Below are 25,076 nucleotides of genomic sequence, written 5' to 3'. Positions count from 1 at the left end.
TCTCTCCTATCGCCTAGACAGCAATTGCCGGCCGGCGCCGTTGGTCTTGAAATCTCGTAGCATCATTTCGTAGGCACCCTGGATGGCCTCACGCCCAGACTTCTTCACATCAGCCTTGGTTGCCGCGTCCACCCCTGCACCGAAGTAGAATTGCTGAGTGATACCACCCAAGCTGATCGAGGACTCTCCATCACCACCACCTCCGCCCCCAGCACCACTGGCCATGACACCGAGCGAACCATCGGGACCACGGTGCAGGGGCAAGATCGCCTCAGGCCCGGCCTCGGCAAAGATTCCCGCGCCCTTGGCAAATGCAAACATCTGCGGGCTGTCGTGCACCTGGTTGGAGAACGAGGACAGACTTGGCGAGTCGTAGACGCCACCCTTGGCGTTAAGAATGACCTCGCTGAAGCCGGTCATGGTGCCTTGGCCAAGAGCCGAGCCACCGCCGCCAAGGAAGCTGAATGCGGTACCCAAAAATCCGGCAGCGGCTTGGCGCACCTGGATGCGGATCAGGTCCTCAATGATCGAGTCAGCAAAATCCTTGAACTCGAACTTGCCCGTTTTCACGAACTGGGTGACTCCATCCTCAAGGTTGCCGAATGCGTTGGTGAATAGGTCCTGTGTCTGTCCGGCAACGTCAGCAGCGCTGTCGAGGTAGTTTTCGAAGGCAGCCGACGCACCATTGCTCCAGCTGGCCTGGGCTGAGTCGATCTTGGCGAAGCTGTCTTCCTGCGCCTGTACCAGCTTGGCACCGTATTCCTGCCGGAGGGCAATCTGCTTCTCCAGTTCTTGCCGCTGCTTCTCGTTCGAGGCGGTGGCCAGCTCATCACGCAGCGCCAGGATCTTGTTGTTATTCTCCTGCTCGAGCGCCAGGCGGGACTGGGCGCGGCTAGAGCGCTTGTCGCCCATTCCAATCGCGGCGGCGGCAGCATCCCCCTGCTGCCGAGCGATCGCCAGCTGACGCTCAAGGTCGGCCTGGTACTTCATGGCCTGGGAGAGGCCGGTGGAAGCCTGGACAGCAGAATTGAACTGGTCGGCCAGGCCAGCGATGCCACGGCTGTACTCCTCGGAGGTGATCTTATTTTTGGATAGCAGCAGATCCAGGTCTTCCACCTGTGACTTGAATTCATCTGCCGCAGCGCCTACCGGGTCGTAAATCTTCTTCAGCTGCAGGTGCGATTTCGCAGCCTTATCCAGCATCTGAGCAAGTTGCGAAGCCGCTTTCGTGCCGTCCTTGGTTTCCTGGGTGGCGGCTTTGTCGGCTTCTTTCTGTGCGTCTACCGCCTTTGCCCGCTCACGGATCTGCTTGGCTAGGTCGCTTTCGGACTTGATCTTGTTGTCCGTGATGAAGCGCTCGGCGGCCTCGGCGGCGGTCTTGTCCTTGAGGGTGGCCAACTGCTTGTCCAGCGTGTCCAGGTACGTCTGACCCGCCGAGGTGGCCTTGGCGTTAGCATCCCCGGCCGCGTCGGTTGTCTCCTTCGCGCTGTTCAGTTCTTTGGTGTACACCGAGACGCGCTCACCGGCTTTCTTCGCATTATCTTCGAGAGACGAGTAACCGCCCGCCGCCTCGCGCATGCTCCGCATGGCCTCTTGCGGGATCTTGAAGCGCTTGTTCAGGTCGTCCAGCCAGTCAGAAAGGCCCTGGCCAGCCTTACGCGCTTCGTCAGCCTCGCCAGAGATACGGGCACCGACCGTGGAGCCAACCCCTTGCTTAACCGTACTGAGGAAGTCCTTGAACGACTCATCAGCGGCAGCGGCGGCTTGCTCCTGCTCGCGCATGGCGGTTACCAGCTTCGCGTTGCGCTGGTCCTTGTCCAGCTCCTTGAAGGCTTTACGCAACTCCTCAATGGGGCGTTTCAGCTCCTCAAGGTCAGCGCCGGCCGACTGGGCGTTGCTACCCATGGTCAGGAAGGCGATCCCTGCTCCTACGGCAAGGGAAGCCAGGCCGGCAGGCCCGCCGAGTAACGTCATCAGTACGCCTGACGATGATTTCACTGCCGCCTGGGCTACGCCAAGTCGGGTGGTCGCGGCTGCCTCGGCCATGCGGGCCTGTGCGAGCTCAATCGACATGGCAGTCTGAACCGCTGTGCCCCGGGCTGCCGCAGCCTCTTTTTCTGCTCGAACCACAGCGGAAGTTGCGGCGATCTGATCGGCCTTTGCCGCCATCAGTGCCGCTTGCGCCTGGGCATTGATTGCGCGAGTCGCCTCAACTGTCGACCCAATGCCTTTGCCGAGGGCGGCGACGTAGCCGATGAAGCTTGCCGTCAGCTTGGTGCCGATCACGCCCAGCAGGATATTGACGTTATCCGCCAAGAACGCGATTGCGGAGCCCAGGGCTTCGGAGGCGCCGTTATCAGTCATCCCTTGGAGCTTGTTGGTGACGCTCTCAATTCCTGGAAGCAGTCCCACGACAAGCTGGCGGGCCGCACCATCCCACGAATTCTCCAGATCCTGAACCGACTTGTTCAGCTTGACCATCTGGCCGATATCGAACGCCGAGATGATGGCGCCCGTTGCCTCGGCTCGGTCGCCGGCCTCTCGGAATCCGGCGCCAGCATTCTTGAGCAGCGGCACCAGGGCGGTGGCCTCGTCCGCCATCTGCTCCATGTAGCTGGTGATCTGCTGCTGGCTGGCACCGGCTTTTTCGAGCGAGGTGTAGTAGAGCTGCAAGGCATCGGGGCCGGACAGGTTCTTGAAGCTCTCTGCTGTGACGCCTACCTGAGGGGCAATCTCACGGAAGAAGTCCTGCAGCTCGCCGCCGCCGCGAGAGATGAACTCACCCACGCGGTCAGTGGTGTCCTTGAAAATGTCCGCGAGCTTTTCTTGCTCGACGCCTACAGTCTTCGCGCCGACCGACAAGCGCTGGAAGTCTTCTACCGAGGTGTTGGCCAGGCTGGCCAAGTTCTGGACTTGCTGCGCATAGCTCAGGGTCGAAGTGGTCAGCGCCACCAGGCCGGCAACTGCGCCGGCAGCAGCGATCCCGACTCCTGTGAAGGCCCTGCTGACACCTTCACGGAGGGCGACCGAGTGCGCCTCAACCCGGTCAAATGCTTCGTCCACCTGCTTGAGGCTGTTGTCTATCTTTCCACTGGCCTGGGCCACGCTCGAATCGGCCCGCGCAATCTCTTTGCGGAGCTGCGCGGTTGTCGCTTCGATGCGTACCAGCATGCCCTGAACGTCTGTATCCGCCATGGAGGCTCCAGTTAACTCGGAGGTTAAAGCGTTAACTTTTCGAGGTTAAAGGTGTTAACTCGGTTAACATCCGCCAGAGGGAGATAACGGCGTCTATGCCGCTGTTTCCGTGGCTTACAGCCCCATGCACGTTCGGCATGGTGTTAACCTCGTTTTAACTTTTTTTTAACACTGGAAAAAATGTGTACGTGGGGTCCTAGGCGGTCTAGGTCAGCGGACCTTCCAGGCTTTCGACCCGCCCCCCTCAGTAGGTCGGCGCGATGTACGGCGGCGCCGACCGGATCTGCTCCAGCGCTTCTGCTGCGCTCAGGCCGCTGGCCAACAGTCGATCGATCTCTTTGCTCAACCGCTCACGCTCCTCCATCTGGCGCAACAGGGCGCGGCTGTGGGCGATCTGGTTAAGGGCTCGTTGAACTGGCTTGGGTAGATGGGTATGGCTCATGGTCTTCTCCGGTGTGAATGAAAAGGCCCGCGAGTGCGGGCCAGTGCCGGATCACCCCACAAAGGAAAGAAGGGCTCCGACTGCTGCGGTTAGGGGCTACGTGGCACTCACAGCTAACCCACGCTTGCGCTTACGGAGTCAGCGTCACCAGGCGAGTGGCAGTAGGAGCGAACACCGCCAAGCCGGCGCGCAGCTCGGCCAGAATGGTCACCAGGTTGCGACGGAAGTTGTCACCGTCGTGGCGGCTGGCCTCGACAGTTACCTGCTGACGGTCCAGCAGCGCGGCGGTGGTGGTGTCGAGGATCAGCGCTTTGCCCTGCGGCATGCCGTTGGTGACGACAACAGGTGTACCCCACAGGCTGGGCGGCGCGGGATCGCGTGGCGTGCCGATCACATACTGGCCATCGCCGTCCTCGGCCCGCTCGCTTTCAATAGCGAACCAGTCACGCGGGTTCATCACGATAACGTTCGGATTCCAGCCTTCGGCCTTGAGGTCAGTGAGCGCGGCGCCGATGCGGTCAACTGGCTGGCCGGTGGTGATCCCTGCGTCGGTGGCCTGGGCGTTGAAGCCGAGGATCTCGCCATCGCCGCCAGCGCCGGTAATCAGTTCAGCCTCCAGCTTCTGACGCACACCCACGCCCAGCAGCAGATCCACTTGGCCACTGAGCTGATCGTTGTCCTGCAGCACCTGCAGGCTTGCTGGAATCCAGGTGGCGATGGTGGCGATCTCAGCGCGCACGGGTTTACCCGCTACTTCACCCTCGGCCTTCTCGTCGCCTTCTTTCTTCTGGTAGGCCGCACCGTTCAGGTAACCATCGAGACGTACAAATTCGTAGGTGGCGCTGGTTACAGGGATGACTGGCAGAACGTCGAGCAAGGTGAGGCGCGGCTGGGGAATGCCACGGATGCCAGCACCGTCACGCTGTGGCGCGGTTGGATAACTGGTGGAGTCGGTCCCACCCTTATTCGGGTTGGTGATCGCCGCGCGGATGCCCACCTCGCAATTGATTTGCCCGGTGGACTTCTGGCGACCGTTGCGCATTTCGCCTACTCCGTCTGCTTCGAGAACGCTAGCAGTGACGACGTTGCGATCAATGCCGCCGCTAGGGGCTGCGCTGCCGTGGCGGCCAGAGGCGAGCTTCTGTTCAGTTTCGAGCAAGCGGGCGCTAAGCTCGGCCTGCTTGGTGTTGAGGCCTTCTTTGAACTCGGTGATCTGCGCACCGATCTTGGTGATGGCTTGGTTCAGCTGGCTGACGTCCTGCTGATACGGGTCTGGCATAGGATTCTCCGGAGTGTTGAGTTGATGTCCTCTACCCTATGCGCGCACGCACACCCCGGTCAGCGGTTAACTTCGACGTCCTCAGTCGGTATCCGTCGCAAAGCGCACTATGTCGGCTATTTTGTAGAACCGCCGATTGCCACGGCGCACGAATGGCAGCGGTGAACGACCCTCGGCAGCCAGGCGGCGCAGGTAGCTGGGGGCATATCCCAGCAGATCTGCCGTGGCCGGTTCGGGAACCAGGCCCCCAATCAATGGCGTGATGCCGGCTTGGGCCAGCCGCTCGGTAACGTCCTGTTCAACGTCCACCATGATTTACATGCTCCTCTGTGATGCATCCGGGTTTTCGCTAGAGGCCGCGTGGTCTGTGGCCTGTGTCGGATTCTGTGAAAATGCGTATCTCGGGTATGTCTCGCCCGTGATTGCGCTCAACCCGAGCCCGTCTAAATGGTCGTGCCAGCGTTCCAGGGCCTGACGCTTGAGGGCTTCGGCGGCGGTGTGGATGTAGGTCGCGTCCATGTTGCGCAGGGCGTGGTTCACCAGCATCTCGCCCACCAGGTAATCCACGCCCAGGTCCATCCAGCAGGTGCGGGCGACCTTGCGCACGTCATGGCTAGTCCACTGGCGGTCGCTCAGTTCGGCAAACACCAGGCTCGCTGCCGTGGCTCCCAGTGGCCCGCGCCGGCTGGCCGGGAACAGGTAGGCACCTTTGTAGCTCTGGGCGGCCTGCTGGGCCTGATAGCGGCTCAGCAGTGCACAGGCTTGGCGGGTCAGCGGTAGCGTGTGGTTCTGCTTGGTCTTGGTGTCGTCGGCGGGGATGAACCACTGGCCGGCCTGCAGATCGACGTTGCGCCACAGCGCGCTGCGCGTCTCACCCAGGCGGGTACCGTGGCACAGCATCATCAGCGCCAGCAGCGCGTCACCGGGCCGCGCCTCGCTCCAGCTCGCCAGCTTGGCCAGCAGATCCGGTAAGTCTCGCTCCCGCAGCCGTGACGACTTCGGTTTGATCCGCACTCCGACGAAATCCCCGAAGCGCAGCGAGCCCATGGGGTTCTGCTCGATCATCCCGAGCCGGTGTGCCTTGCGCATGGCCACCGCCAGCACGTTGAACACCAGGCGCACGAACGACAGGGCGTAGCGCTCCTGCAGTGGCCACATCAGGCGCTGATCGAGCGTGGCCTTGCTCACCTCTGCCAGCGGCAGGTCATGCAGCCGTGGCCGCAGGTGGCAGGTGATCGCCGACTTCGCGCCGGCCTTGCGCTTGGCCGACAAATTGCGGTCGCGCAGCATACGATCCAGGAACCAGTCCAGCAGCTCACCGGTACGGCTCCAGGTGCTGGTCAGCGAGGTGGCCTCGGCGTCTGCAGCACGGCGTCCCAGGATGGCCGGCAGTGCAGTCAGCATGGCCTTGGTGGTCAGGCTGGGGAAGTCGCCGGCCTTGCCCCATTTTCCCCTGACAACAACGTGCCAGGCTCCCCGGGTGCGGTCGACGGTGGAATAGCGAAATCGCAGCTCGGGGTAACGCGGGTCACGCAACTGGCGCACCGACTGGCCGGCCTGCTTGCGGATCTCGGCGTCAGAAAATGCGATGTGTTTAGTGGTCATGTATCGCGCCTCGAAGGTACAAGGTTGACTTCCTTGACGTTGGATTCTCGGGATTCAAATCAGTAGCCGACTTGGCCGCTGGCAAGGGGTCTCCGTCATGGCGACACCTTTGGCGCTGTGTCGCTTCGTGGAGGTGGACCAGTTGAGCCGATCCAGACCGGATCAGCCGAAACAGACCAAATGACCTGTCTCGACAATCCACTGTGTTGATTCCTACACAGCGTGTTGATAACGCCACGGTGGACGATGGGTCACTGTGAACTCGGCGAGCGCTCGACGAATGCACGCAGGTCGCGACCACGGCATCAACTGCACCCGGCAGGAAATGCCCCTGGTACCACATGCCGCCCTGGATCATTTGCACACCGTCGCGCTCGATGCGCCCGAAGCCAGGCAATCCAGCGCGAGCTGCTTGGGCACGTTGTCGACTATCAGCTGTAGGTGGCCGCCCAACGTGCTGGCCTGGGCAGCGACCAGTTGCGGCTTCACGAACACCGCGCACTTGCGGCAACAGCCGGCAGCAGTCCACGGAAGCCACTCGAACACCAGAAACGTGTATCCGCCTACGCGCTTGCATCCGGCATCGGCCAGCGATCTGCACCGGGCTTGTTCCGTCGTAACTCGGCTCATTTCAAATCCCTGTGGTGGTAATAGTTATAAAGGGGCTCAATTTTTGAAGCTGAAACCACCCCAAAAAGGCGGGTAAGGCTTCAAAAATTGATGCGTTATTGGTCTTCAACTGCTCTAAAACGTCGGGAAGGCTTCAAAAAATGACGCCTTCGACCTCAAAAAATGAAGACGGTAAAAATCATCCGGCCAGCCGACGTGAAGCGGTCGCAGTCGGGCCAATCTCAAGATCCTTGCCTGGGCATTCGTGAACTGGCAGCCAGGTCAACGCATAGAGCGCGCACCTCGCACCTGTACGCCCCTTCATGTTCGTCCTGCTCCTGACGATCAGATTTCGCTCCTGCAAGCCCTGCAACGACTTGGCAAGCGTTCCCTCGGCCATGCCGCCGCGCTCCTCCATCATTGAGTGCGTGGCCGCTAGGTCGCCGTTGTTGTTCCCGCGGTACTGCGAGAGCAGCAGCATGAACACCTTCAGCTCTGAACCGGTCATGGTCAGAAAATCGGGATGTTCGCCCAGCAGCCTGGGGATCATGTATGCGCCACGACCTCCCCAATCTGAGTCGCGGCGGGTTTTTCTCTTGCCCATCAGAGCCCCAGTTTTGCGCCAGTCATCCGTGGTTTGGGCTGCGCGGCCTCGGTCGCCTTATCCATGGCTCACCCCCGGCGAGCCAGGGCCAGCAAAGGCCCGGCAAACCTGACCGTTGTTCACCGCGTGCCAGTAGGTCAGCTCGTCCAGCGAGTCGACGAAGCAAACGGTCACAACCGCATCAGCACTGCGCAAAACTTCGCGCCCGCACTCTGCGTCGGCCTGGCTCAGGAATGGCCCCAGCATGGCCCGCTCGACCTTCGGATGGCTCACGTAAAACAGCTCGGTGGCTTTCTTCGGGCAAGCCGATCCCGTCGGCGCCAATGCACCGTTTTTTTCGGACATGGTTTAGGCCCTCGGCGTGGTTGAGGTCAGAGGATTAGCGTCAACGGTTGCGGACAGCGTCGATTCGAGCTGATCCGCATAGCGGTCCAGTTTGCTTGACCACTCTGTGAGGTCGGCGATGCCCAGTACGGCCAGGTCTTTAGCAATGTGGAGACCGTAGGTCTTATCGATGATCATCGCGAAGACGGCGTGCGCATTGTCGAACGCCTGTTGCACCTCGCGCAGGTCATCCAACGCAGTCCATGCCGCCATCTCGACCTGAGTTGCGTTGATGCAGCTATGTGCGCAGTTCATTGGGCACCATCTTGCGCTTCGAGGGCGCGAGCTTGATCCATGTGGTTGTTGTAACGCTTCAAGCGCACAGACAGGGACGAGTTAGCGCGGAGGGCACTCAGAGCCATCTTGCGATGAGCCTGGGCAGGGTTTTGCTGTTTTGAAGCGCGATCATTTTGGGTGCCGGCGTTGTGCTGGCCGATGCGTTCTGTCACGATAACTTCCTCTCGTTGGTGCCTACCAATGCGATCCTGCTGGAGGGGTGCTGCAACACTGCCTCCCGCGACTGCTCTATCAACTCAGTGCCCTGTGTTGCTTCGCAAGCGCCAAGGCGCTGCGTTGGCTCCCCTAGCTCTACATCCATACTCACTGCAGCCCATTCCGGCTCCCCCTCCACGGCGATATGTCGAACCTTTCCGAACATCGCTCGGTTGGTTGCTTCACGAGTTTCTAACCAAGTATCGTGGTCCGCCGCCGTCCCAAAGACCTGCGATCTGACCCACTCAGGCAACTCACCCCGTAAACGCATCTCGTTGATAACTGACCACCAAGTGCTCGCCTTGCGCCTCTCTTCCTCAATGAGGCATGCAAGCTTTCTCCGCTGCACTAAATTGATGATCACAACGGCTTCCGAGGGTACTGAATCTACCTCATTCACCGGCTGCCCCCCTTTGCGACACGGTTGATCCACGCCTCCAGTTCCTTCACCAGAATCAGCCGGCGTTTACCAGATTTGAATGCATGCAGTTCTCCCTTAGCGATCGCGCCGTAAATTGCGCTCCGGCTGTGGCTGGTGAGGCGAGCAGCCTCCTCAGGGCCTACTGCCAAGGGTTGAACTGAAAATGCCTGCTCCATACGCCCTCCAATTTGTGTAATGCCATGTAGTGACATGTGATGCCACGATAGCGCTCGACGTAATGCCATGTCCACACATTTCTGACGTGTGTGTCTACGGCAATACACGGAGTGACACGTATCGACACGGATGGAAGCGTATGCCATGCTTTGTACATTCCCGGATCAGGAGACGCACTAATGGCAAAGGCGCCAGCAAACCGGACTAAAGCAGATACGCTTTCGCTGCGTATAGCGCCGGATCTTAAATTTGGACTTGAGTTGTTGGCCAAGATGGAGGACCGTTCCCTAACGACAATCGTTGAAAGATCGTTAAGAACGAACTTCTATAATAAGATAGTGCCGTTTCAAGCCTTTGGGACAAAGCTTGATCCGAGTAAGTATCCTGAAATTCGGTATAGTGAGCTGTTAACTTATATATGGTCGGTTGATGGGCCTACTCGTTTGTTTAGAACCGTCATTGCATTGCCGGGAACAGTCACTGTAAAAGACATGTCTATTATTGAGCTGATCACGCAGAATCCATACTTCGAAGGTGAAGAGCGAATGGGCTTCGCTACCGGATGTGTGCATGACCAATTACTGTCCGTTCTAACCGATATATTTTGGGAGGGCTTCAGTGGTGTCAATATCGACCGAATACGTCGAAATTGGACGCGCCTGAATCAAATGGTAGACGAGGCATTCACTACGGGGCATTACCCTGAAAACCCCGCTTGGGACTGACTATATCAGCTCTACAGCGGCGGCTTTCGTGTCCGGGGCCAGGTGGGCATACCGAAGGGTCATTTTTATGTCGGAATGGCCCAGCAGGTCCCTCACTGTGTTAAGCGGTACGCCGGCCATCACTAAGCGAGATGCGAAATCATGCCGCATGTCATGCCACCTAAATCCGATGATACCCGCTCGGTCCAGTAGACCTAACCACGCGCTTTTAATATCCTCAAGTCGACCTCCATCAGAAGATGGAAATACAAAACCCGACTTTGTTCGGCACTCCTTGTTCCACTCCTGAAGGGTTTTTAGAGCTTCTTTATTCAAAGGAATGTGGCGAGTTTCATTGGTCTTGCTTGTATCGCCAATAATTGTAATTGTCTTGGTCGAAAAACTAACTCTGTGCCATTCAAGATTGAAAAGTTCACCGCGCCGGATGCCGGTATTGAGTGACACGAGCACCATCGGCTTTAGGTGGTCAGTGAATAATCTGTCTGCAAATGATGGAAGTATTGGTTTGCCTCTATCAGCTCGCCACCTGTTGGCGCTTTCTCGTTCCCCCCGGGCATCATCCTGGCGATCATCCAGCGCCTTGCGTAGCTGCAGGTTCTCATCAGTGCTTAGGTAACGAACTACTCCCTTGCTGTCGACCTTAAGCTGTTTGAGCCTGGCCATTGGGTGCGTAGTGATGATTTCCCATTCGACCGCTCGACTGAGTACGCCGCTGATGCTGCCCATCTTCCGATTCACCGTGGCCGGTTTGTTGCCGGCCTGCAGCCAGGTCGTGCGAATTTGCTCCAAGTCGCGGCCGGTAATGGCGTCGATGCGCTGGGGCATGATCGTCTCGAAGTTGTTGGCCAGTGTGTGGGCGGTCTTCTCGTAGCCCCGATGGTGTGCCTTAAACCAGGGCAAGTAGGTGTCGGTGATGAAGTCGCGCAGAGAGGGCAGGGTAGCTCCCCTACGCCCCTGTGAGACGGCTGTAGGCTCGCCGTGTTTTCGAGCCTCTGCGAGATATTGGGTTGCTTCCTGGCGGGCCTGCTCGAGGGTGAGGATACCCACCCGGCCCAGGGTCTTCTTGCGGCCTCTGGCCCAAGTCACGACATAGGACTTAGCACCCGCGGCAGTCACGCGCACGAAAAGCCCGGTGATGGTGGTGTCGTGCACTTCGTATTCGCGACCGGTGACCTGCAGGCCGGCCAGCAGCTTGGCGGTAAGCTTTTCTTTCACTTCGTCCCCATGGGTGCATTGTGGGTGCAGAAATGACTATACGGTGGCGTATGGTCGGACGCAACCGGACGAAAACCTAATAAAAACGGCCCCAGGGCACTCGTTGTCGGGGTGAAAAAGTCCCTCCTAAGGGGAAGGTTGCAGGTTCAATTCCTGCCTGGGACGCCATTCTTCAAAACGATCCCACACCTTCATCGCCCTCCGACGCTTTTGTCGGCAGACGTGCGTGCGCTTTGCCTACAGCCCCCAGTGCTTCAATGCCCACAGCGCGCCCATGCCCACGCCCAGCGTCAACAGCGTGCTGCGCGTACGCCAGGCCACCAGGCCCGCCAGTATCGCGGCGGGAATTTGTGGGTTCATCCAATCGAAGTCGGCGTGCCGGTCAGGGAACACCACGGCCGGCAGCACCAGTGCGGCCAGCACGCTGGCTGGCACGTAGGCCAACGCGCGGCGAAACAGCGGCGGGATGCGCAGCACGGTGTAGAACTCGATGAACGACAAGCGGACCGCGAAGGTGCCCAGGCCGATCAGCAGGAAGGTAATCCACTGGCTCATTTCGCTCATCATGCGTCCTGCTCGATGTGTTCATCCGCCACGGGCTGTACGGGTTTTGTTTTCTGCAGCTTCTCGAGGGTCAAGCCGGCGATGATCCCACCCAATGCACCCGCCAACAGGCCCACGTTATAAGGCAGGTCGACCGCCAGCACCGCGAGCAGGCCGCCGGTCAGCGCGGCGCCGAGCGTCGCCCGGTTACGGATGCTGGGGATCAGCAGCGCCAGGAACGACAAAGGGATGGCAAAGCCCAGCGACCAGTCTTCGGGGATACCCGCGCCTAGGTACATGCCGGCCAGCACCGAAAGGTTCCAGCCAAACCACATGGTAATCGCCGTGCCAGCGTAGTAGTGAAAGGCGAAGCGCCCGAGCTCGCCTGAAGACATCTTCAATGAGCACAAGGCAAAGGATTGGTCGGAAAGCAGGTAGGCCATCGGCCATTTGTGGCGCCGTGGCAGGTGGCTCAGGTGCGGGGCGAGGCTGGCGCTGTACATCAGGAAGCGCAGGTTGATCACCAGCGCCGTGACCACCATCGTCACCGGCAGGGCGCCGCTTTGCATCAATTGCATCACCACCATCTGCGCGGAGCCGGAATAGAACAGCAGCGTCATGCCGATGGCATCGGCAGGCGACAGGCCCATGCCGATGGCCGTGACCCCCGTGATCAAACCAAAGGGTACGACCCCGGAGGTCAACGGCAGGACGCTGTGGGCGCCCTGTCTGAACGCTTCGGTCGCGCTGGGGTACGGCATTTGAATTCCTTGACGGTGTACGGGAGGGGGATGCTCGCTCCCAAGGTAATGCGCGTGAAAGTTGCCCGCAATGGCTGCGTGTTCAAGGTGTCGCCCCCTGCCAGAGGAAGGGGGCATTGCTCAGCGATGGATCAGCGCGGTCAGTCTATGTTGTTGGCCGCGGACCAGTCGGCGTACCAGGTGCGGAACAACGCGTACTGCTGTTCGGCATAGCGGCGTTGGGCGTCGCTCAATGCATCGCTTTCGTTGAAGTGCAGGGCGTATTCCTGGTCGCCATTGAGCACCATCAGGTGCTTGTAGTACAGGACCAGGTCGCAGCCTTCATCGAACGATGACAGCACGGCCAGGGCCGCTTCCAGCTCACCGGCCAGCCGGCGCGCTTTCGCATCGCCTTTGGCTGCGCGTTTGGCCAGCGCGACCAGGTGCAGCACTTCGCGCGGCAGGGCATTGCCGATGCCGGTGATGGCGCCGGTGGCATTGCAGTTGACGAAACCGTGCACCACCTGGGTATCGACGCCCACCATCAAGGTCACGTCGTCATCTTTGGAGGTGATGAATTCTGCGGCATAGCGCAGGTCGGCGCCGCCGCCGAATTCCTTGAAGCCGATTAGGTTCGGGTGCTCGCGGCGCAGTTCGAAAAACAGGTCGGCGCGGGTCGCGAAACCATAGTATGGGCTGTTGTAGATCACCGCCGGCAGCTGAGGGGCAGCGTCGAGGATGGCCTTGAAGTGGGCCTTTTGGGCTACCGCCGAGGCGCCGCGGGACAGCACGCGGGGGATCACCATCAAGCCCTGGGCGCCGACTTTGGCCGCATGGGCGGCATGGGCCACGGCTTCGCGGGAATTGACCGCACCGGTGCCGACGATGGTCGGTATGCCGGCGGCGACCAGACGGGCCACGCCTTCCTGGCGCTCGGCCTCGGTCAGCAGCGGCCAGTCGCCCATGGAGCCGCAATACACCACGGCGCTCATGCCGGCGTCGATCAACTCGCGGCCTTTGCGTACCAGCGCGTCGAAGTCCGGTTTACGGTCCGGGGTGCACGGGGTCATCAGTGCGGGGATGGTGCCGATGAAGATGTTGCTCATGCTCATTACCTCGAGAGTTGTCGTTCTTGTTGGTCGGTCAGCGCTTGGCAGTGCGCGCCACGGATTCTTCGTCCACCGCCCGCAGTGATTTGCCGCGTGTCTCCCTGGCGCCGGCGACGGCAATGATCGAGATCACGGCGGAGGCCACCAGGTACCAGGCGATCGGTGTGGAACTGTTGTATTCCTTGAGCAGGGTCACTGCGATCAGCGGGGCCAGCGAACCGGCGAGGATTGGCGCGACCTGGTAGCACAGCGACAGGGCGGTGTAGCGCACATGGGTGGGGAACAGCTCGGCCATCAGGGCGGAGTAGGGCGCGTAGGTCATCGACTCGATGGCCAGGCCCAGAGTGATGGCGGCCATGATCAGCCAGTTGTTGCCGGTGTCCATCATCGGGAAGCCAATGAACCCCCAGAAGGCGGTGAGCACGGCGCCGATCAGGTACACAGGCTTGCGCCCGATGATGTCCGAGAGGTAGCCCATGAACGGGATCATGAAGAAGTGCAGCAGGTGAGCGCCAAACATCAGCAGCAGGATCTGTGACGTGTCCTTGTGCACCACCAGCTTCAGGTAGGTGATGGAGAAGGTGACGACGATGTAGTACAGAATGTTTTCGGCAAACCGCGCACCAATGCCGATCAGCACCTCACGCCAGTATTTGGTGACCACCTCGACCACGCCCAGTTGCTGGCTTTCCATCAACTGCTGGCGGGCCTGGGCTTCTTTGAAGATGGGCGCATCGTCGACCCGGGTACGGATCCAGTAGCCAATCAGCACGACCACGGCCGAGAACCAGAATGCAACGCGCCAGCCCCAGTCCAGGAACTGCGCTTCGGTCAGGTTGGTGGAGAGCAGCAAGAGGATGACCGTGGCAATCAGGTTGCCTGCTGGCACGCCGGCTTGCGGCCAGCTGGCCCAGAAGCCGCGGCGGTTGTCCGGGCTGTGTTCGGACACCAGCAATACCGCGCCGCCCCATTCACCGCCAAAGGCAAAGCCCTGGATCAACCTCAGTACCACCAGCAGGATGGGGGCGGCGTAGCCGATGCGTTCGAAGGTGGGCAAGCAGCCCATCAGGAAGGTAGTCACCCCGACGACGATCAGGCTGATCTGCAGCAGGTGCTTGCGGCCGACCTTGTCGCCGTAGTGGCCAAACACCAAGCCGCCGATGGGGCGTGCGAGAAAGCCCACGGCGTAAAGGGCGAAAGCCGCGATGATGCCGTCCATCGCACTGCCGGTCTGGCGGAAGAACAGCTGGCCGAACACCAAGGCCGATGCTGTGCCATAGAGAAAGAACTCGTACCACTCGGCAACAGCGCCCGCCATCGCGGCTGCCACCACACGTTTGATGCCCGCAGGCGCCTTGTCTGCTGTGTTCACGGCATTCACTGATGCCGCCGTTGAGGGTGTGGCCATCGTTTTGCACTCCGATACGTATTATTGGAAGAAGGAGTAGGCAGTTCGGCATCGATTGGGTGCCGTGCATTCCTTATATGGTATTTCGTATACGATATCTAGATAAGCAAAAAAGAAGCCAAACAGGCCGGTCTCGGTATGGCGTGTAGGAGCAGCCTTGTGCTGCGAAGAGGCCGGTGCTGTCGGCGGAGATTTACGGGGTTATTACGTGCCTCTTCGCAGCACAAGGCTGCTCCTACAAAGAGCGCGCGGTGGGTGAGTGAGTCAGTTATGGGGCAGGTGGTCGTAAAGGCTTTGGCACACACCATTGATATGCGCTTCGATCAGCCGAGCGGCCAGCTCCACATCCCGCGCACGGCAGGCGGCGACGATATCGCGATGCTCGTGATCGGCCCGGTCCTTACCCGCCGACAAACTCATCTGCATGCGCAAATACCGTTCGACCTTGTCATGGATGGAGCGAATCAGGCCGATCAAGTAGGGGCGTTTCGCAGGCTCGTACAAACAAGCGTGCAACGCCCAGTTGAGGTCGGCCCAACGGCCGATGTCATCCTCGCCGATGAACTCTGCGCAGATGGCTTCGGCACGGGCAAAGTGTTCTTCGGTCATGTTGGGGATCGCCAGGCGGATCGCCTTCACTTCTAAAAGCACCCTTACCTCGAACATCTGCGCCAGTTCCGGCTCCGAGATGCGCGTGACCAATGCGCCACGGTTGCGATGAAAGTCCACCAGGCCTTCCGCCTCAAGGCGTTTCAAGGCTTCACGTACGGGAATCTTGCTGACATTGAAGGCTTGCGCCACTTCGTCCTGGCGCACGGGTTCGCCTTCGGCGAGCTGGCCTGAAATGATCGCCTCACGCAGGTGCTTGGCGATGATTTCGGACATTGAAGGGGTTGCCCCCAGGTTGGTGGCTTTGAACGACGGCAGCGGCACGGGATTTTCCAGCAGGCGGGCTTGGCGGATATGTTATACGAAATGCAGGGTTATCCAAACCAACCGCCTGCGTTGTTTCACGCTTAGCTGGCTGCCTGTTCCTCGTCACTCGCAGTGGCTTGTTGCTGGGTGAGTTGCTCCTCGACCTTCGCATGGAGCTTGCGCTCGATGTCTTCCTTCATACGCTGGGCGATCAGTTCGTCGACCTTCGCCCTCGCCTCAGGCGGCAAGGCGTTGTACTCCTCCTCGGTCAGGCCCATTTCGAGCAGCAGCTTTTCCTTGATCAACTCGCCAGGCGATTTGGCCATGAAATCGCGAAAGTCCTGCAGGGCGCTGCTGGTCGCCTGTGTTTCAGCGCTGGCTTGCTCGCGCGCAGGGACCTCAGGGTTTTGCAGCGCTACCTTGAGTTTGGCAAAGGCTTCTTCGCGTGCATCCTCGGCGTTTTGCTGTGAGGTGTTGCCTTGGCTGTGCTGTTGCGCTGCGGCGTTGCCGGTAGCCACTGGCGCGCGCAGTTGCGCGGCCTGGGCAATGGCCTGTTCATCAGTGGCGCGCTGGGGTTGGTGAGCGGTGGGCTGCCAGCTGACGCCGTTGTGGGCGATTATCATGTTTCCTCCTTGGAAATCTCATTGGCAGGCATTACGCGCAAAAGCCATGCCAGCACTGAACAGGCGCAAAATAGGGCTTTGGGCCTATTCCGGTTACTTCCCGCTGGGCATATGCTTGCCCGTCAGAGGCATTGCCTTGCCGCATGCGGCAACCATCAATACTGTCGGCAGCCCCTTGAACGGAGCGCAGTTGCTGGGCATCAGGGAGAGCGTCCATGAGTCAGGAAACCATGCCGGCACCCGCCGGCTTCAGTGAGCAGCAACTGCAGACCTTGTTCGCGTTGGTCAGTGACGGCATCTGGGATTGGAATGCCAACACTGGCTACGTCTACCGCAACCCAGGCTGGTACGCCATGCTCGGCTATGCCAGCCATTCCATGGCCAACTCGGTGCTCACCTGGGAAAGCGTGATTCACCCGGAGGACTACCCGCGGGTCATGGCGCATTTCGAGGCCTACATCAATCACCGCAACGAGCGCTACCTGATCGAGTACCGCTGCCGCTGCCAGGACGGCAGCTACCTGTGGATCGAAGACAGCGGCTACATCATCGCCCGCAACGACGACGGCTCGGTGGCCCGCATGCTTGGCGCCCACCGCAATATCGATGCCGGCAAGCGGCGGGTGGCCCAGCTTGAGCAGCAGAACCTGTCGCTGGAAGGCCTGGTGGCCGAGCGCACCCGCGAGCTGTCCTGGGTCAACCAGCAATTGCAGCGTCAGCTGGATGAAAACCGCGAACTGGCCGAGCGCGATGCGTTGACCCGCATCGCCAATCGGTACCGGCTGGAAAAGGTGTTGCAGCAAGAGTGCGAGCGCGCCCAGCGCTTCCGCCAGCCCTTGTCGCTTATTGCCATGGACGTGGATGACTTCAAGCCGATCAACGACCACTACGGCCATGCCCGTGGCGATGCGGCGTTGGTGCAGGTGGTCGACAACCTGCGCACCTGCCTGCGCGAGCATGACCTGCTGGCGCGCTGGGGCGGTGACGAATTCGTCATCGTGCTGCCGCAGACGGCGCTGGACGATGCGCTTGAAGTGGCCACACGGTTGCGTCAGGTGATGGAGCAGGTGGAGCCGGTTGGCGAGTGTTGCCTGACCATGAGCTATGGGGTGGTGCAGTGGCAGGAGGGTGAAGACCCGGATGATTTGCTGGCCCGCGCTGACAAAGCCCTGTATCGCGCCAAAGGCGTGGGCAAGAACGCGATAGCTGAGTGAGCTGACGATGGGTGAAATGGGGGGCGCTGAGCGAAAGAAAAAAGACCCGCTGCGCCTTGCGGCGCAGCGGGCCAAATCGGCCTCAGCCGCTTCAGTGTCAGATATGCAAGGCGTGGCCCAGTGCACGCAATGCAGCTTCCTGTACCGCTTCACCCAGTGTCGGGTGAGCGTGGATGGTGCCGGCAATGTCCTCAAGGCAAGCGCCCATTTCCAGCGATTGTGCAAAGGCCGTGGACAGTTCCGAGACCGCCACGCCAACCGCCTGCCAACCCAAGATCAGGTGATTGTCGCGCCGCGCCACCACGCGAACGAAGCCGGTTTTCGATTCAAGGCTCATGGCCCGGCCATTGGCCGCGAACGGGAACTGCGCGACGATGCAGTCCAGGCCTTGTTGGCTGGCTTGCTCCGGCGTCTTGCCGACCACCACGATTTCCGGGTCGGTGAAGCACACCGCGGCGATCGCATTCGGCTCGAAGCGCCGTGCCTTGCCGGCGATGATCTCGGCGACCATCTCGCCTTGGGCCATGGCCCGGTGTGCGAGCATCGGTTCACCCGCCACGTCGCCGATGGCCCAGACATTGCGCATGCTGGTCTGGCAGCGTTCGTCGATGGCGATGGCGGCGCCGTTCATCTTCAGTTCCAGCGATTCAAGGTTGAAGCCTTGAGTACGCGGGCGCCGGCCCACAGCCACCAGCACCCGGTCGGCCTCCAGGCGCAGTTGCTGGCCCTGGCCGTCACGGGCCAGCAGGCAACCGTTCTCGTAACCCTCGACGCTATGGCCCAGGTGCACGGCGATACCCAGCTTCTTCAGCGCCTCGGCCACCGGGGCGGTCAGCTCGCTGTCGTAGGTCGGCAGGATGCGTTCGCGGGCTTCCACCACGCTCACCGTCGCGCCCAGCTTGCGGTAGGCGATACCCAGCTCCAGGCCGATGTAGCCACCGCCCACCACAACCAGGTGCTGCGGCAAGGTTTCGGGTGCCAGCGCTTCAGTCGAGGAAATGATCGGCCCGCCCAGCGGCAGCATCGGCAGTTCGACGCTGTTGGAACCTGTGGCCAGCAACAGGTGCTCGCACTGGATGCGTTGGCCGTCGACGTCGACATGCTTGCCGTCGAGGACCTTCGCCCAGCCATGGATCACCTTGACCCCGTGCTTCTTCAGCAAGGCAGCCACCCCGGTGGTCAGGCGGTCGACGATGCCGTCTTTCCAGGCCACGCTGCGGGTGATGTCCAGGCGCGGTGAGCTGACACTGATGCCCAGTGCCGATGGCTCGGTGTAGCGCGAAGTCTGGTGGAACTGCTCGGCGACATGAATCAGCGCCTTGGACGGAATACAGCCAACGTTGAGGCAAGTGCCGCCCAACGCCTGGCCTTCCACCAGCACGGTGGGAATACCCAATTGCCCGGCGCGGATGGCGGCTACATAGCCGCCAGGGCCGCCGCCGATGATCAGCAGGGTGGTTTCGATAGTCTGTTGCATGCTCACTCCACGAACAGGCAGGCGGGTTGCTCAAGCAGGCCACGCACGGCCTGGATGAACAGCGCAGCATCCATGCCGTCGACCACCCGGTGGTCGAACGAGCTGGACAGGTTCATCATCTTGCGTATGACGATCTGGCCGTCGATCACCATCGGCCGCTCGACCATGCGGTTGACGCCGACGATCGCCACTTCCGGGGTGTTGACCACCGGTGTACTGACGATGCCGCCCAACGCGCCGAGGCTGGTTAGGGTGATGGTTGAGCCGGACAGTTCCTCGCGGCTGGCCTTGTTGCTGCGCGCGGCGGTCGCCAAACGGCCGATCTCGCTGGCATTGCCCCACAGGCTGCCGGCTTCGGCATGGCGCAGTACCGGTACCATCAAGCCATTGTCGCCTTGGGTGGCGATGCCCACATGCACCGCGCCATGGCGGGTGATGATTTGCGCTTCGTCGTCATAGGTGGCGTTGATCTGCGGGAAGTCGCGCAGGGCCACGACCAACGCACGGACCAAAAACGGCAGCAGGGTCAGCTTGCCGCGGCTGTCGCCGTGCTTCTGGTTGAGCTGCTGGCGCAGGGCTTCCAAGGCCGTGACGTCGATCTCTTCGACGTAGCTGAAGTGCGCGACCCGGCGCTTGGCGTCCTGCATGCGCTGGGCGATCTTGCGGCGCAGGCCGATGACTTGCACTTGCTCGCTGTCGGTACGCTTGGCGTAGCCACTGGGCGCTTGCCCGGCGGCAGTCTGTGGCTTGCTCATGAACGCATCGAGGTCTTCGTGCAGGATGCGCCCGGCTGGGCCGCTGCCATGCACGTAGCGCAGCTCGATGCCGGTATCCAGCGCACGCTTGCGCACAGCCGGGGAGGCCAGCGGCTTGTCGCCCGCCTGGCGCGGCACGATGGGCGCGGCTGTGGCGGTGGCTGCAGCCTGGCAGGCCGGTGCTGCGACTGCGGCACGCGCTGGCGGTGTGTTGGCTACAGGCGCGGCCACTGGCTCGACGGGCTTGGCTTCAGCGGGCTTGCCCTGCGGCGCGTCGACATGGTTGCCGCTGCCTTCCACTTCGATGCGGATCAGCTCGCTGCCGACCGCCATCACCTCACCCGGCTGGCCACCCAGGGCCAATACCTTGCCGCTGACCGGCGAAGGAATTTCCACGGTCGCCTTGTCGGTCATGACATCGGCCACCACCTGGTCTTCGGCGATCACGTCGCCGACCTTGACGAACCACTCGACCAACTCGACTTGCGCGATGCCTTCGCCAATGTCCGGCATCTTGATGACGTGCGTGCCCATTCAGACCTCCATGACCCGTTTCAATGCCGCACCTACCCGCGAAGGCCCTGGGAAGTAAGCCCATTCCTGTGCGTGAGGGTAGGGGGTGTCCCAACCGGTGACGCGCTCGATCGGCGCTTCGAGGTGATGGAAGCAGTGCTCCTGGACCAGTGCTACCAGCTCGGCACCGAAACCGCAGGTACGGGTAGCCTCGTGCACCACCACGCAACGGCCGGTCTTTTTCACCGACTCGACGATGGTCTCCAGGTCTAGCGGCCACAGGCTGCGCAGGTCGATGACTTCGGCATCGACGCCGGTTTCTTCGGCGGCCACTTGGGCCACGTAGACCGTGGTGCCATACGTCAGCACGGTAACGTCGCTGCCGGGGCGGGTGATTGCCGCCTTGTCCAACGGCACGGTGTAGTAGCCATCCGGCACGGCGCTGTGCGGGTGCTTGGACCACGGCGTCACGGGGCGGTCGTGGTGGCCATCGAACGGGCCGTTGTAGAGGCGTTTGGGCTCAAGGAAGATGACCGGGTCGTCGCATTCGATCGAGGCGATCAGCAGGCCCTTGGCGTCATAGGGGTTGGACGGCATGACGGTACGTAGCCCGCACACCTGGGTGAACATCGCTTCGGGGCTCTGGCTGTGCGTTTGGCCGCCATAGATGCCGCCACCGCAGGGCATGCGCAGGGTCAGCGGGGAGATGAACTCGCCGGCCGAGCGATAGCGCAGGCGGGCCATTTCCGACACGATCTGGTCGGAGGCCGGGTAGAAGTAGTCGGCAAACTGAATTTCCACCACCGGGCGCAGGCCGTAGGCGCCCATGCCCACGGCAGTGCCGACGATGCCGCTTTCCGAGATCGGGGCGTCGAACACGCGCGACTTGCCGTACTTGGTCTGCAAGCCTTCGGTGCAGCGGAACACGCCACCGAAGTAGCCGACGTCCTGGCCGTAGATCACGACATTGTCGTCACGCTCGAGCATGATATCCATGGCCGAGCGCAGGGCCTGGATCATGGTCATGGTAGTGGTGGCCATGGCGGTTTCCGGGTTGATGCTGTTGTTATGGTCGTTCATTTCAAACCCCCAGTTCCTGGCGTTGACGGCGCAGGTGTTCGGGCATTTCCTTGTACACGTCCTCGAACATCGAGGCCGCGCTCGGGATATGGCCGTTGGCCAGGGTGCCGTACTGTTCAGCTTCCTTCTGCGCGGCGATGACCGCAGCCTCGAACTCGGCGGTGACCGCCTGGTGTTCTTCCTCGGACCAATGACCGATCTTGATCAGGTGCTGCTTCAGGCGGGCGATCGGGTCGCCCAGCGGGAAGTGGCTCCAGTCATCGGCAGGGCGGTACTTGGACGGGTCGTCGGAGGTGGAGTGCGGGCCGGCACGGTAGGTGACCCATTCGATCAGGCACGGGCCCAGGCCACGGCGGGCGCGTTCGGCGGCCCAGCGCGAGGCGGCGTACACAGCGACGAAGTCGTTGCCGTCGACGCGCAGGGAGGCGATACCGCAGCCCACGCCACGGCCGGCGAAGGTGGTCGATTCACCGCCAGCAATGGCTTGGAAGGTGGAGATCGCCCATTGGTTGTTGACCACGTTGAGGATCACCGGCGCGCGGTACACGTGGGCAAAGGTCAGGGCGGTGTGGAAGTCCGACTCAGCGGTAGCGCCGTCGCCGATCCAGGCCGAGGCGATTTTGGTATCGCCCTTGATCGCCGAGGCCATGGCCCAGCCGACCGCCTGCACGAACTGGGTCGCCAGGTTGCCGCTGATGGTGAAGAAGCCGGCCTCGCGTACCGAATACATGATCGGCAGCTGGCGCCCCTTGAGCGGGTCGCGCTCGTTGGACAGCAACTGGCAGATCATCTCCACCAGCGACACGTCGCGGGCCATCAGGATGCTCTGCTGGCGGTAGGTGGGGAAGCACATGTCGGTGCGGTTCAGGGCCAGGGCCTGGGCGCTGCCGATGGCTTCCTCGCCCAGGCTCTGCATGTAGAAGGACATCTTTTTCTGGCGCTGGGCAACCACCATGCGGCTGTCGAAGATGCGCGTCTTGAGCATGGCGCGCATGCCTTGGCGCAGCACCTGCGGGTCGATGTCTTCGGCCCAGGGGCCGAGGGCGTCACCGTGCGCGTCCAATACGCGGATCAAGCTGTTGGACAGCTCTGCGGTGTCGGCAGCGTCGACGTCGATGGAAGGTTTGCGGACAACACCTGCATCGTTCAGACGCAGGTAGGAAAAATCGGTCTGGCAGCCTGGCCGGCCGGTGGGCTCGGGCACATGCAAACGCAGGGGGGCGTACTCGTTCATGCTTTTTACGCTCGCTCGAATGTTGTTTTTGTGAGCTCTGAAGCGGCCGCCGCTGAGTACCGGCTTGTGACTGGTAAGTCAGCGTCACCTACATCTTAGTGGCACGGCAGGAGAATTTTTCTCTCAAGTTGGTTGCCTTTGCTGACGGGCGCAGATAAACATTCCGCATAAACACAAAAAACCGGTGAATTTGTCTCATGCGCAAACTCGATCGTACCGATATCGGTATTCTCAACAGCCTTCAGGAAAACGCCCGCATCACCAACGCGGAGCTGGCGCGCTCGGTGAACCTGTCGCCCACCCCCTGTTTTAATCGGGTCAAAGCGATGGAAGAGCTGGGGGTGATCCGTCAGCAGGTGACCTTGTTGTCGCCGGAGGCGTTGGGGCTGGACGTGAATGTGTTCATCCATGTGAGCCTGGAAAAACAGGTCGAGCAGTCGCTGCACCGCTTCGAGGAAGAGATCGCCGAGCGCCCCGAGGTGATGGAGTGCTACCTGATGACGGGTGACCCGGATTACCTGCTGCGGGTGTTGCTGCCCAGTATTCAAGCGCTGGAGCGCTTTCTCGATTACCTGACGCGGTTGCCGGGCGTGGCGAATATCCGGTCGAGTTTTGCCTTGAAGCAGGTGCGCTATAAAACGGCGCTGCCGTTGCCCGCGAATGGGATGACCCTGCGCGAATAAGGGTTGCCCATTCCGGCCTCTTCGCGGGGCAAGCCCGCTCCCACAGATTGGACTGTACCTGTGGGAGCGGACTTGTCCCGCGAAGAGGCCGGCACTGACACCCCATCAGGTGCTTGATATTTTAAACACCCCCAGCCTATGTTGTTGCCAGCCTATAACAACAAGGACAAGCGTCATGACCACCCCAGGCCCGATCACCCTCGCCGAGCACCTCCAGGGCATCGATGAAATCGAATGCGTCACCCCCGACCTCAATGGTGTACCGCGCGGCAAGGTGATGACCGCCGAGGGCTTCCTCGAAGGCCGGCGCCTGCAGATGGCCCGCGGTGTATTGCTGCAATGCATCATGGGGGGGTACCCGCCGGCACGGTTCTATGGCAGTGATGATGGCGACCTGGCGCTGGTGGCCGAGCCCGCTCAAATTCATCGTCTGCCCTGGAGCGAAGACGGCCGGGCCTTGGCGATCTGCGATGCCAACGAACTGGATGGCAGGTCTTCTGCGTTGTCCACCCGCGGTCAGCTCAAGGCGGTCATCGCCCGCTATGCGGCGTTGGGCCTGGCACCGGTGGTGGCGACGGAGCTCGAGTTCTTCGTCTTCGCCCCCAACACCGACCCGCAGCAGCCGTTCTTGCCGCCACTGGGCAAGGATGGCCGTCGGGAGCTGGGCCATTCGGCGTTCAGTGTCAGCTCCAACAATGGCCTGCGGCCGTTCTTCAATGAGGTCTACCGCTGCATGGCGGCGCTTGGCCTGCCGCGTGACACCTTCATGCACGAGATGGGCATCAGCCAGTTCGAGATCAACCTCTTGCACGGTGACCCGCTGCTGCTGGCCGACCAGACGTTCCTGTTCAAACACCTGCTCAAGGAAGTGGCGCTCAAGCATGGGCTGACCGTGGTGTGCATGGCCAAGCCATTGGCGCATACGCCGGGCAGTTCCATGCACATCCATCAGAGCCTGGTGGACATCGACAGCGGCCGAAATGTGTTCAGCGATGACCAGGGGCAGCCGACCGAGACCTTTTACCACTTCATCGGTGGCCAGCAGGCGTGCATGGCTGATTTCACTGCGCTGTTCGCGCCCAACGTCAACTCGTATCAGCGACTCTGTCACCCCTACGCCTCGCCCAACAATGCCTGTTGGTCCGAGGACAACCGTGCCGCAGGGCTGCGCATCCCGGCCAGTGCGCCGGTGGCCCGGCGTGTGGAGAACCGCCTGCCGGGCGCCGACGCCAACCCCTACTTGGCCATCGCCGCCAGCCTGGCTGCCGGGCTGCATGGCATCGAGCAACGCCTGCAGCCGACCCCGGCGATTCAGGGTGAGTTCGCTGTGCCAGAGCACCTGAGCCTGCCATGCACGCTGCATGCGGCACTCGAACGACTGAAGCGCAGTGCTCTGGCGCGGGAACTGTTCGGGGCCGAGTTCATCGAAGGCTACGTCGCCACCAAGACCCTGGAGCTGAGCGATTTCTTCGACGAGATCACACCCTGGGAGCGGCGTGTGCTGGCGGCACAGGCCTGATCGCGACACAACCACTACTGGACGCGTCCCTCGTTGGCTATTTCGCTGGCAGGGGACTGCGCCGCGGCGAAATTGCTTTTATGCTAGCCAGCAAGCCAACGCCACCTGACCAGGG

Annotated in this window: 26 protein-coding genes; 4 read left to right on the top strand and 22 right to left on the bottom strand. The window is 61.3% G+C overall.

Annotated features, from left to right (window positions below):
- Positions 1–6 precede the first annotated feature (6 nt).
- The 11 genes from MFF34_RS17150 to MFF34_RS17100 form a co-directional block, all read right to left on the bottom strand.
- Positions 7–3,195 (bottom strand): phage tail tape measure protein, encoded by a 3,189-nt coding sequence (locus MFF34_RS17150; RefSeq protein WP_238215441.1) that lies wholly within the window; start codon positions 3,193–3,195, stop codon positions 7–9.
- Between the two features lie 244 nt (positions 3,196–3,439).
- Positions 3,440–3,637 carry a hypothetical protein gene (locus tag MFF34_RS17145; protein ID WP_033698165.1) on the bottom strand — a complete coding sequence of 66 codons (198 nt, stop codon included), beginning with the start codon at positions 3,635–3,637 and terminating at the stop codon, positions 3,440–3,442.
- Positions 3,638–3,767: 130 nt separating this feature from the next.
- Positions 3,768–4,916, bottom strand: coding sequence for a phage major capsid protein (locus MFF34_RS17140; protein ID WP_238215440.1), 1,149 nt, complete (start codon positions 4,914–4,916; stop codon positions 3,768–3,770).
- Positions 4,917–4,997: 81 nt separating this feature from the next.
- Positions 4,998–5,228, bottom strand: coding sequence for a helix-turn-helix domain-containing protein (locus MFF34_RS17135; protein WP_081874717.1), 231 nt, complete (start codon positions 5,226–5,228; stop codon positions 4,998–5,000).
- Between the two features lie 3 nt (positions 5,229–5,231).
- Complete coding sequence (locus MFF34_RS17130; RefSeq protein ID WP_238215439.1) at positions 5,232–6,521, bottom strand: site-specific integrase; 1,290 nt, start codon at positions 6,519–6,521, stop codon at positions 5,232–5,234.
- A 354-nt stretch (positions 6,522–6,875) separates the two neighbouring features.
- Positions 6,876–7,067, bottom strand: a complete 192-nt coding sequence (locus MFF34_RS17125; RefSeq protein WP_238215438.1) for a hypothetical protein — start codon at positions 7,065–7,067, stop codon at positions 6,876–6,878.
- 262 nt (positions 7,068–7,329) lie between these two features.
- Entirely contained in the window at positions 7,330–7,734 is a 405-nt protein-coding gene (locus MFF34_RS17120; RefSeq protein WP_238215437.1) for a hypothetical protein, read from the bottom strand.
- A gap of 57 nt (positions 7,735–7,791) precedes the next feature.
- Complete coding sequence (locus tag MFF34_RS17115) at positions 7,792–8,079, bottom strand: hypothetical protein (protein WP_238215436.1); 288 nt, start codon at positions 8,077–8,079, stop codon at positions 7,792–7,794.
- 3 nt (positions 8,080–8,082) lie between these two features.
- Complete coding sequence (locus MFF34_RS17110; protein ID WP_238215435.1) at positions 8,083–8,373, bottom strand: hypothetical protein; 291 nt, start codon at positions 8,371–8,373, stop codon at positions 8,083–8,085.
- On the bottom strand, positions 8,370–8,567 hold the full coding sequence (locus MFF34_RS17105) for a hypothetical protein (RefSeq protein WP_374707411.1): 198 nt from the start codon (positions 8,565–8,567) through the stop codon (positions 8,370–8,372). Before MFF34_RS17105 ends, MFF34_RS17110 begins: the two co-directional genes overlap by 4 nt.
- A gap of 439 nt (positions 8,568–9,006) precedes the next feature.
- Complete coding sequence (locus MFF34_RS17100; RefSeq protein WP_238215434.1) at positions 9,007–9,207, bottom strand: helix-turn-helix domain-containing protein; 201 nt, start codon at positions 9,205–9,207, stop codon at positions 9,007–9,009.
- Positions 9,208–9,387: 180 nt separating this feature from the next.
- On the opposite strand from MFF34_RS17100, the gene MFF34_RS17095 reads away from it, so the two are divergent.
- The gene (locus tag MFF34_RS17095; protein WP_238215433.1) at positions 9,388–9,933 is read left to right on the top strand and encodes a hypothetical protein; all 546 of its coding nucleotides are present in this window, start codon (positions 9,388–9,390) and stop codon (positions 9,931–9,933) included.
- On the opposite strand, the gene MFF34_RS17090 is transcribed toward MFF34_RS17095, so the two are convergent.
- From MFF34_RS17090 to MFF34_RS17060, 7 genes are all read right to left on the bottom strand, one after another.
- Positions 9,934–11,148, bottom strand: coding sequence for a tyrosine-type recombinase/integrase (locus tag MFF34_RS17090; protein WP_238215432.1), 1,215 nt, complete (start codon positions 11,146–11,148; stop codon positions 9,934–9,936).
- A gap of 237 nt (positions 11,149–11,385) precedes the next feature.
- Complete coding sequence (locus MFF34_RS17085) at positions 11,386–11,712, bottom strand: AzlD domain-containing protein (RefSeq protein ID WP_099430121.1); 327 nt, start codon at positions 11,710–11,712, stop codon at positions 11,386–11,388.
- The gene (locus tag MFF34_RS17080) at positions 11,712–12,452 is read right to left on the bottom strand and encodes an AzlC family ABC transporter permease (RefSeq protein WP_238215431.1); all 741 of its coding nucleotides are present in this window, start codon (positions 12,450–12,452) and stop codon (positions 11,712–11,714) included. The genes MFF34_RS17085 and MFF34_RS17080 overlap by 1 nt, the downstream gene beginning before the upstream one ends.
- Positions 12,453–12,592: 140 nt before the next feature.
- Positions 12,593–13,537, bottom strand: coding sequence for a dihydrodipicolinate synthase family protein (locus tag MFF34_RS17075; RefSeq protein WP_238215430.1), 945 nt, complete (start codon positions 13,535–13,537; stop codon positions 12,593–12,595).
- 37 nt (positions 13,538–13,574) lie between these two features.
- Positions 13,575–14,948 carry a fosfomycin efflux MFS transporter AbaF gene (abaF, locus tag MFF34_RS17070; protein ID WP_099430119.1) on the bottom strand — a complete coding sequence of 458 codons (1,374 nt, stop codon included), beginning with the start codon at positions 14,946–14,948 and terminating at the stop codon, positions 13,575–13,577.
- Between the two features lie 264 nt (positions 14,949–15,212).
- Complete coding sequence (locus MFF34_RS17065) at positions 15,213–15,833, bottom strand: GntR family transcriptional regulator (protein ID WP_097151317.1); 621 nt, start codon at positions 15,831–15,833, stop codon at positions 15,213–15,215.
- A 131-nt stretch (positions 15,834–15,964) separates the two neighbouring features.
- Complete coding sequence (locus tag MFF34_RS17060; protein ID WP_238215428.1) at positions 15,965–16,486, bottom strand: hypothetical protein; 522 nt, start codon at positions 16,484–16,486, stop codon at positions 15,965–15,967.
- A gap of 215 nt (positions 16,487–16,701) precedes the next feature.
- On the opposite strand from MFF34_RS17060, the gene MFF34_RS17055 reads away from it, so the two are divergent.
- Entirely contained in the window at positions 16,702–17,700 is a 999-nt protein-coding gene (locus tag MFF34_RS17055) for a sensor domain-containing diguanylate cyclase (protein ID WP_238215427.1), read from the top strand.
- Positions 17,701–17,797: 97 nt separating this feature from the next.
- Here MFF34_RS17055 and lpdA read toward each other — a convergent pair whose 3' ends face one another.
- From lpdA to MFF34_RS17035, 4 genes are read right to left on the bottom strand one after another with little or no spacing between them, the layout of a single operon-like run.
- The gene (gene lpdA / locus MFF34_RS17050) at positions 17,798–19,177 is read right to left on the bottom strand and encodes a dihydrolipoyl dehydrogenase (protein ID WP_238215422.1); all 1,380 of its coding nucleotides are present in this window, start codon (positions 19,175–19,177) and stop codon (positions 17,798–17,800) included.
- A 2-nt stretch (positions 19,178–19,179) separates the two neighbouring features.
- Positions 19,180–20,466, bottom strand: coding sequence for a dihydrolipoamide acetyltransferase family protein (locus tag MFF34_RS17045; RefSeq protein ID WP_238215420.1), 1,287 nt, complete (start codon positions 20,464–20,466; stop codon positions 19,180–19,182).
- On the bottom strand, positions 20,467–21,525 hold the full coding sequence (locus tag MFF34_RS17040) for an alpha-ketoacid dehydrogenase subunit beta (protein ID WP_027593065.1): 1,059 nt from the start codon (positions 21,523–21,525) through the stop codon (positions 20,467–20,469).
- Between the two features lies 1 nt (position 21,526).
- Positions 21,527–22,759, bottom strand: coding sequence for a 3-methyl-2-oxobutanoate dehydrogenase (2-methylpropanoyl-transferring) subunit alpha (locus MFF34_RS17035; RefSeq protein ID WP_027593064.1), 1,233 nt, complete (start codon positions 22,757–22,759; stop codon positions 21,527–21,529).
- Positions 22,760–22,956: 197 nt separating this feature from the next.
- On the opposite strand from MFF34_RS17035, the gene bkdR reads away from it, so the two are divergent.
- Together bkdR and MFF34_RS17025 are read left to right on the top strand one after the other, a co-directional pair.
- Positions 22,957–23,442, top strand: coding sequence for a Bkd operon transcriptional regulator BkdR (bkdR, locus tag MFF34_RS17030; protein WP_027593063.1), 486 nt, complete (start codon positions 22,957–22,959; stop codon positions 23,440–23,442).
- Between the two features lie 277 nt (positions 23,443–23,719).
- Positions 23,720–24,961, top strand: coding sequence for a glutamine synthetase family protein (locus MFF34_RS17025; protein WP_238215472.1), 1,242 nt, complete (start codon positions 23,720–23,722; stop codon positions 24,959–24,961).
- The last annotated feature ends 115 nt before the right edge of the window (positions 24,962–25,076 follow it).

The sequence above is a fragment of the Pseudomonas sp. PAGU 2196 genome (assembly GCF_022179005.1).
Taxonomy (GTDB): Bacteria; Pseudomonadota; Gammaproteobacteria; order Pseudomonadales; family Pseudomonadaceae; genus Aquipseudomonas; species Aquipseudomonas kermanshahensis.
The sequence above is the reverse complement of the archived record's forward strand: the minus strand, read 5'-3'. Positions and strand labels throughout refer to the sequence as shown.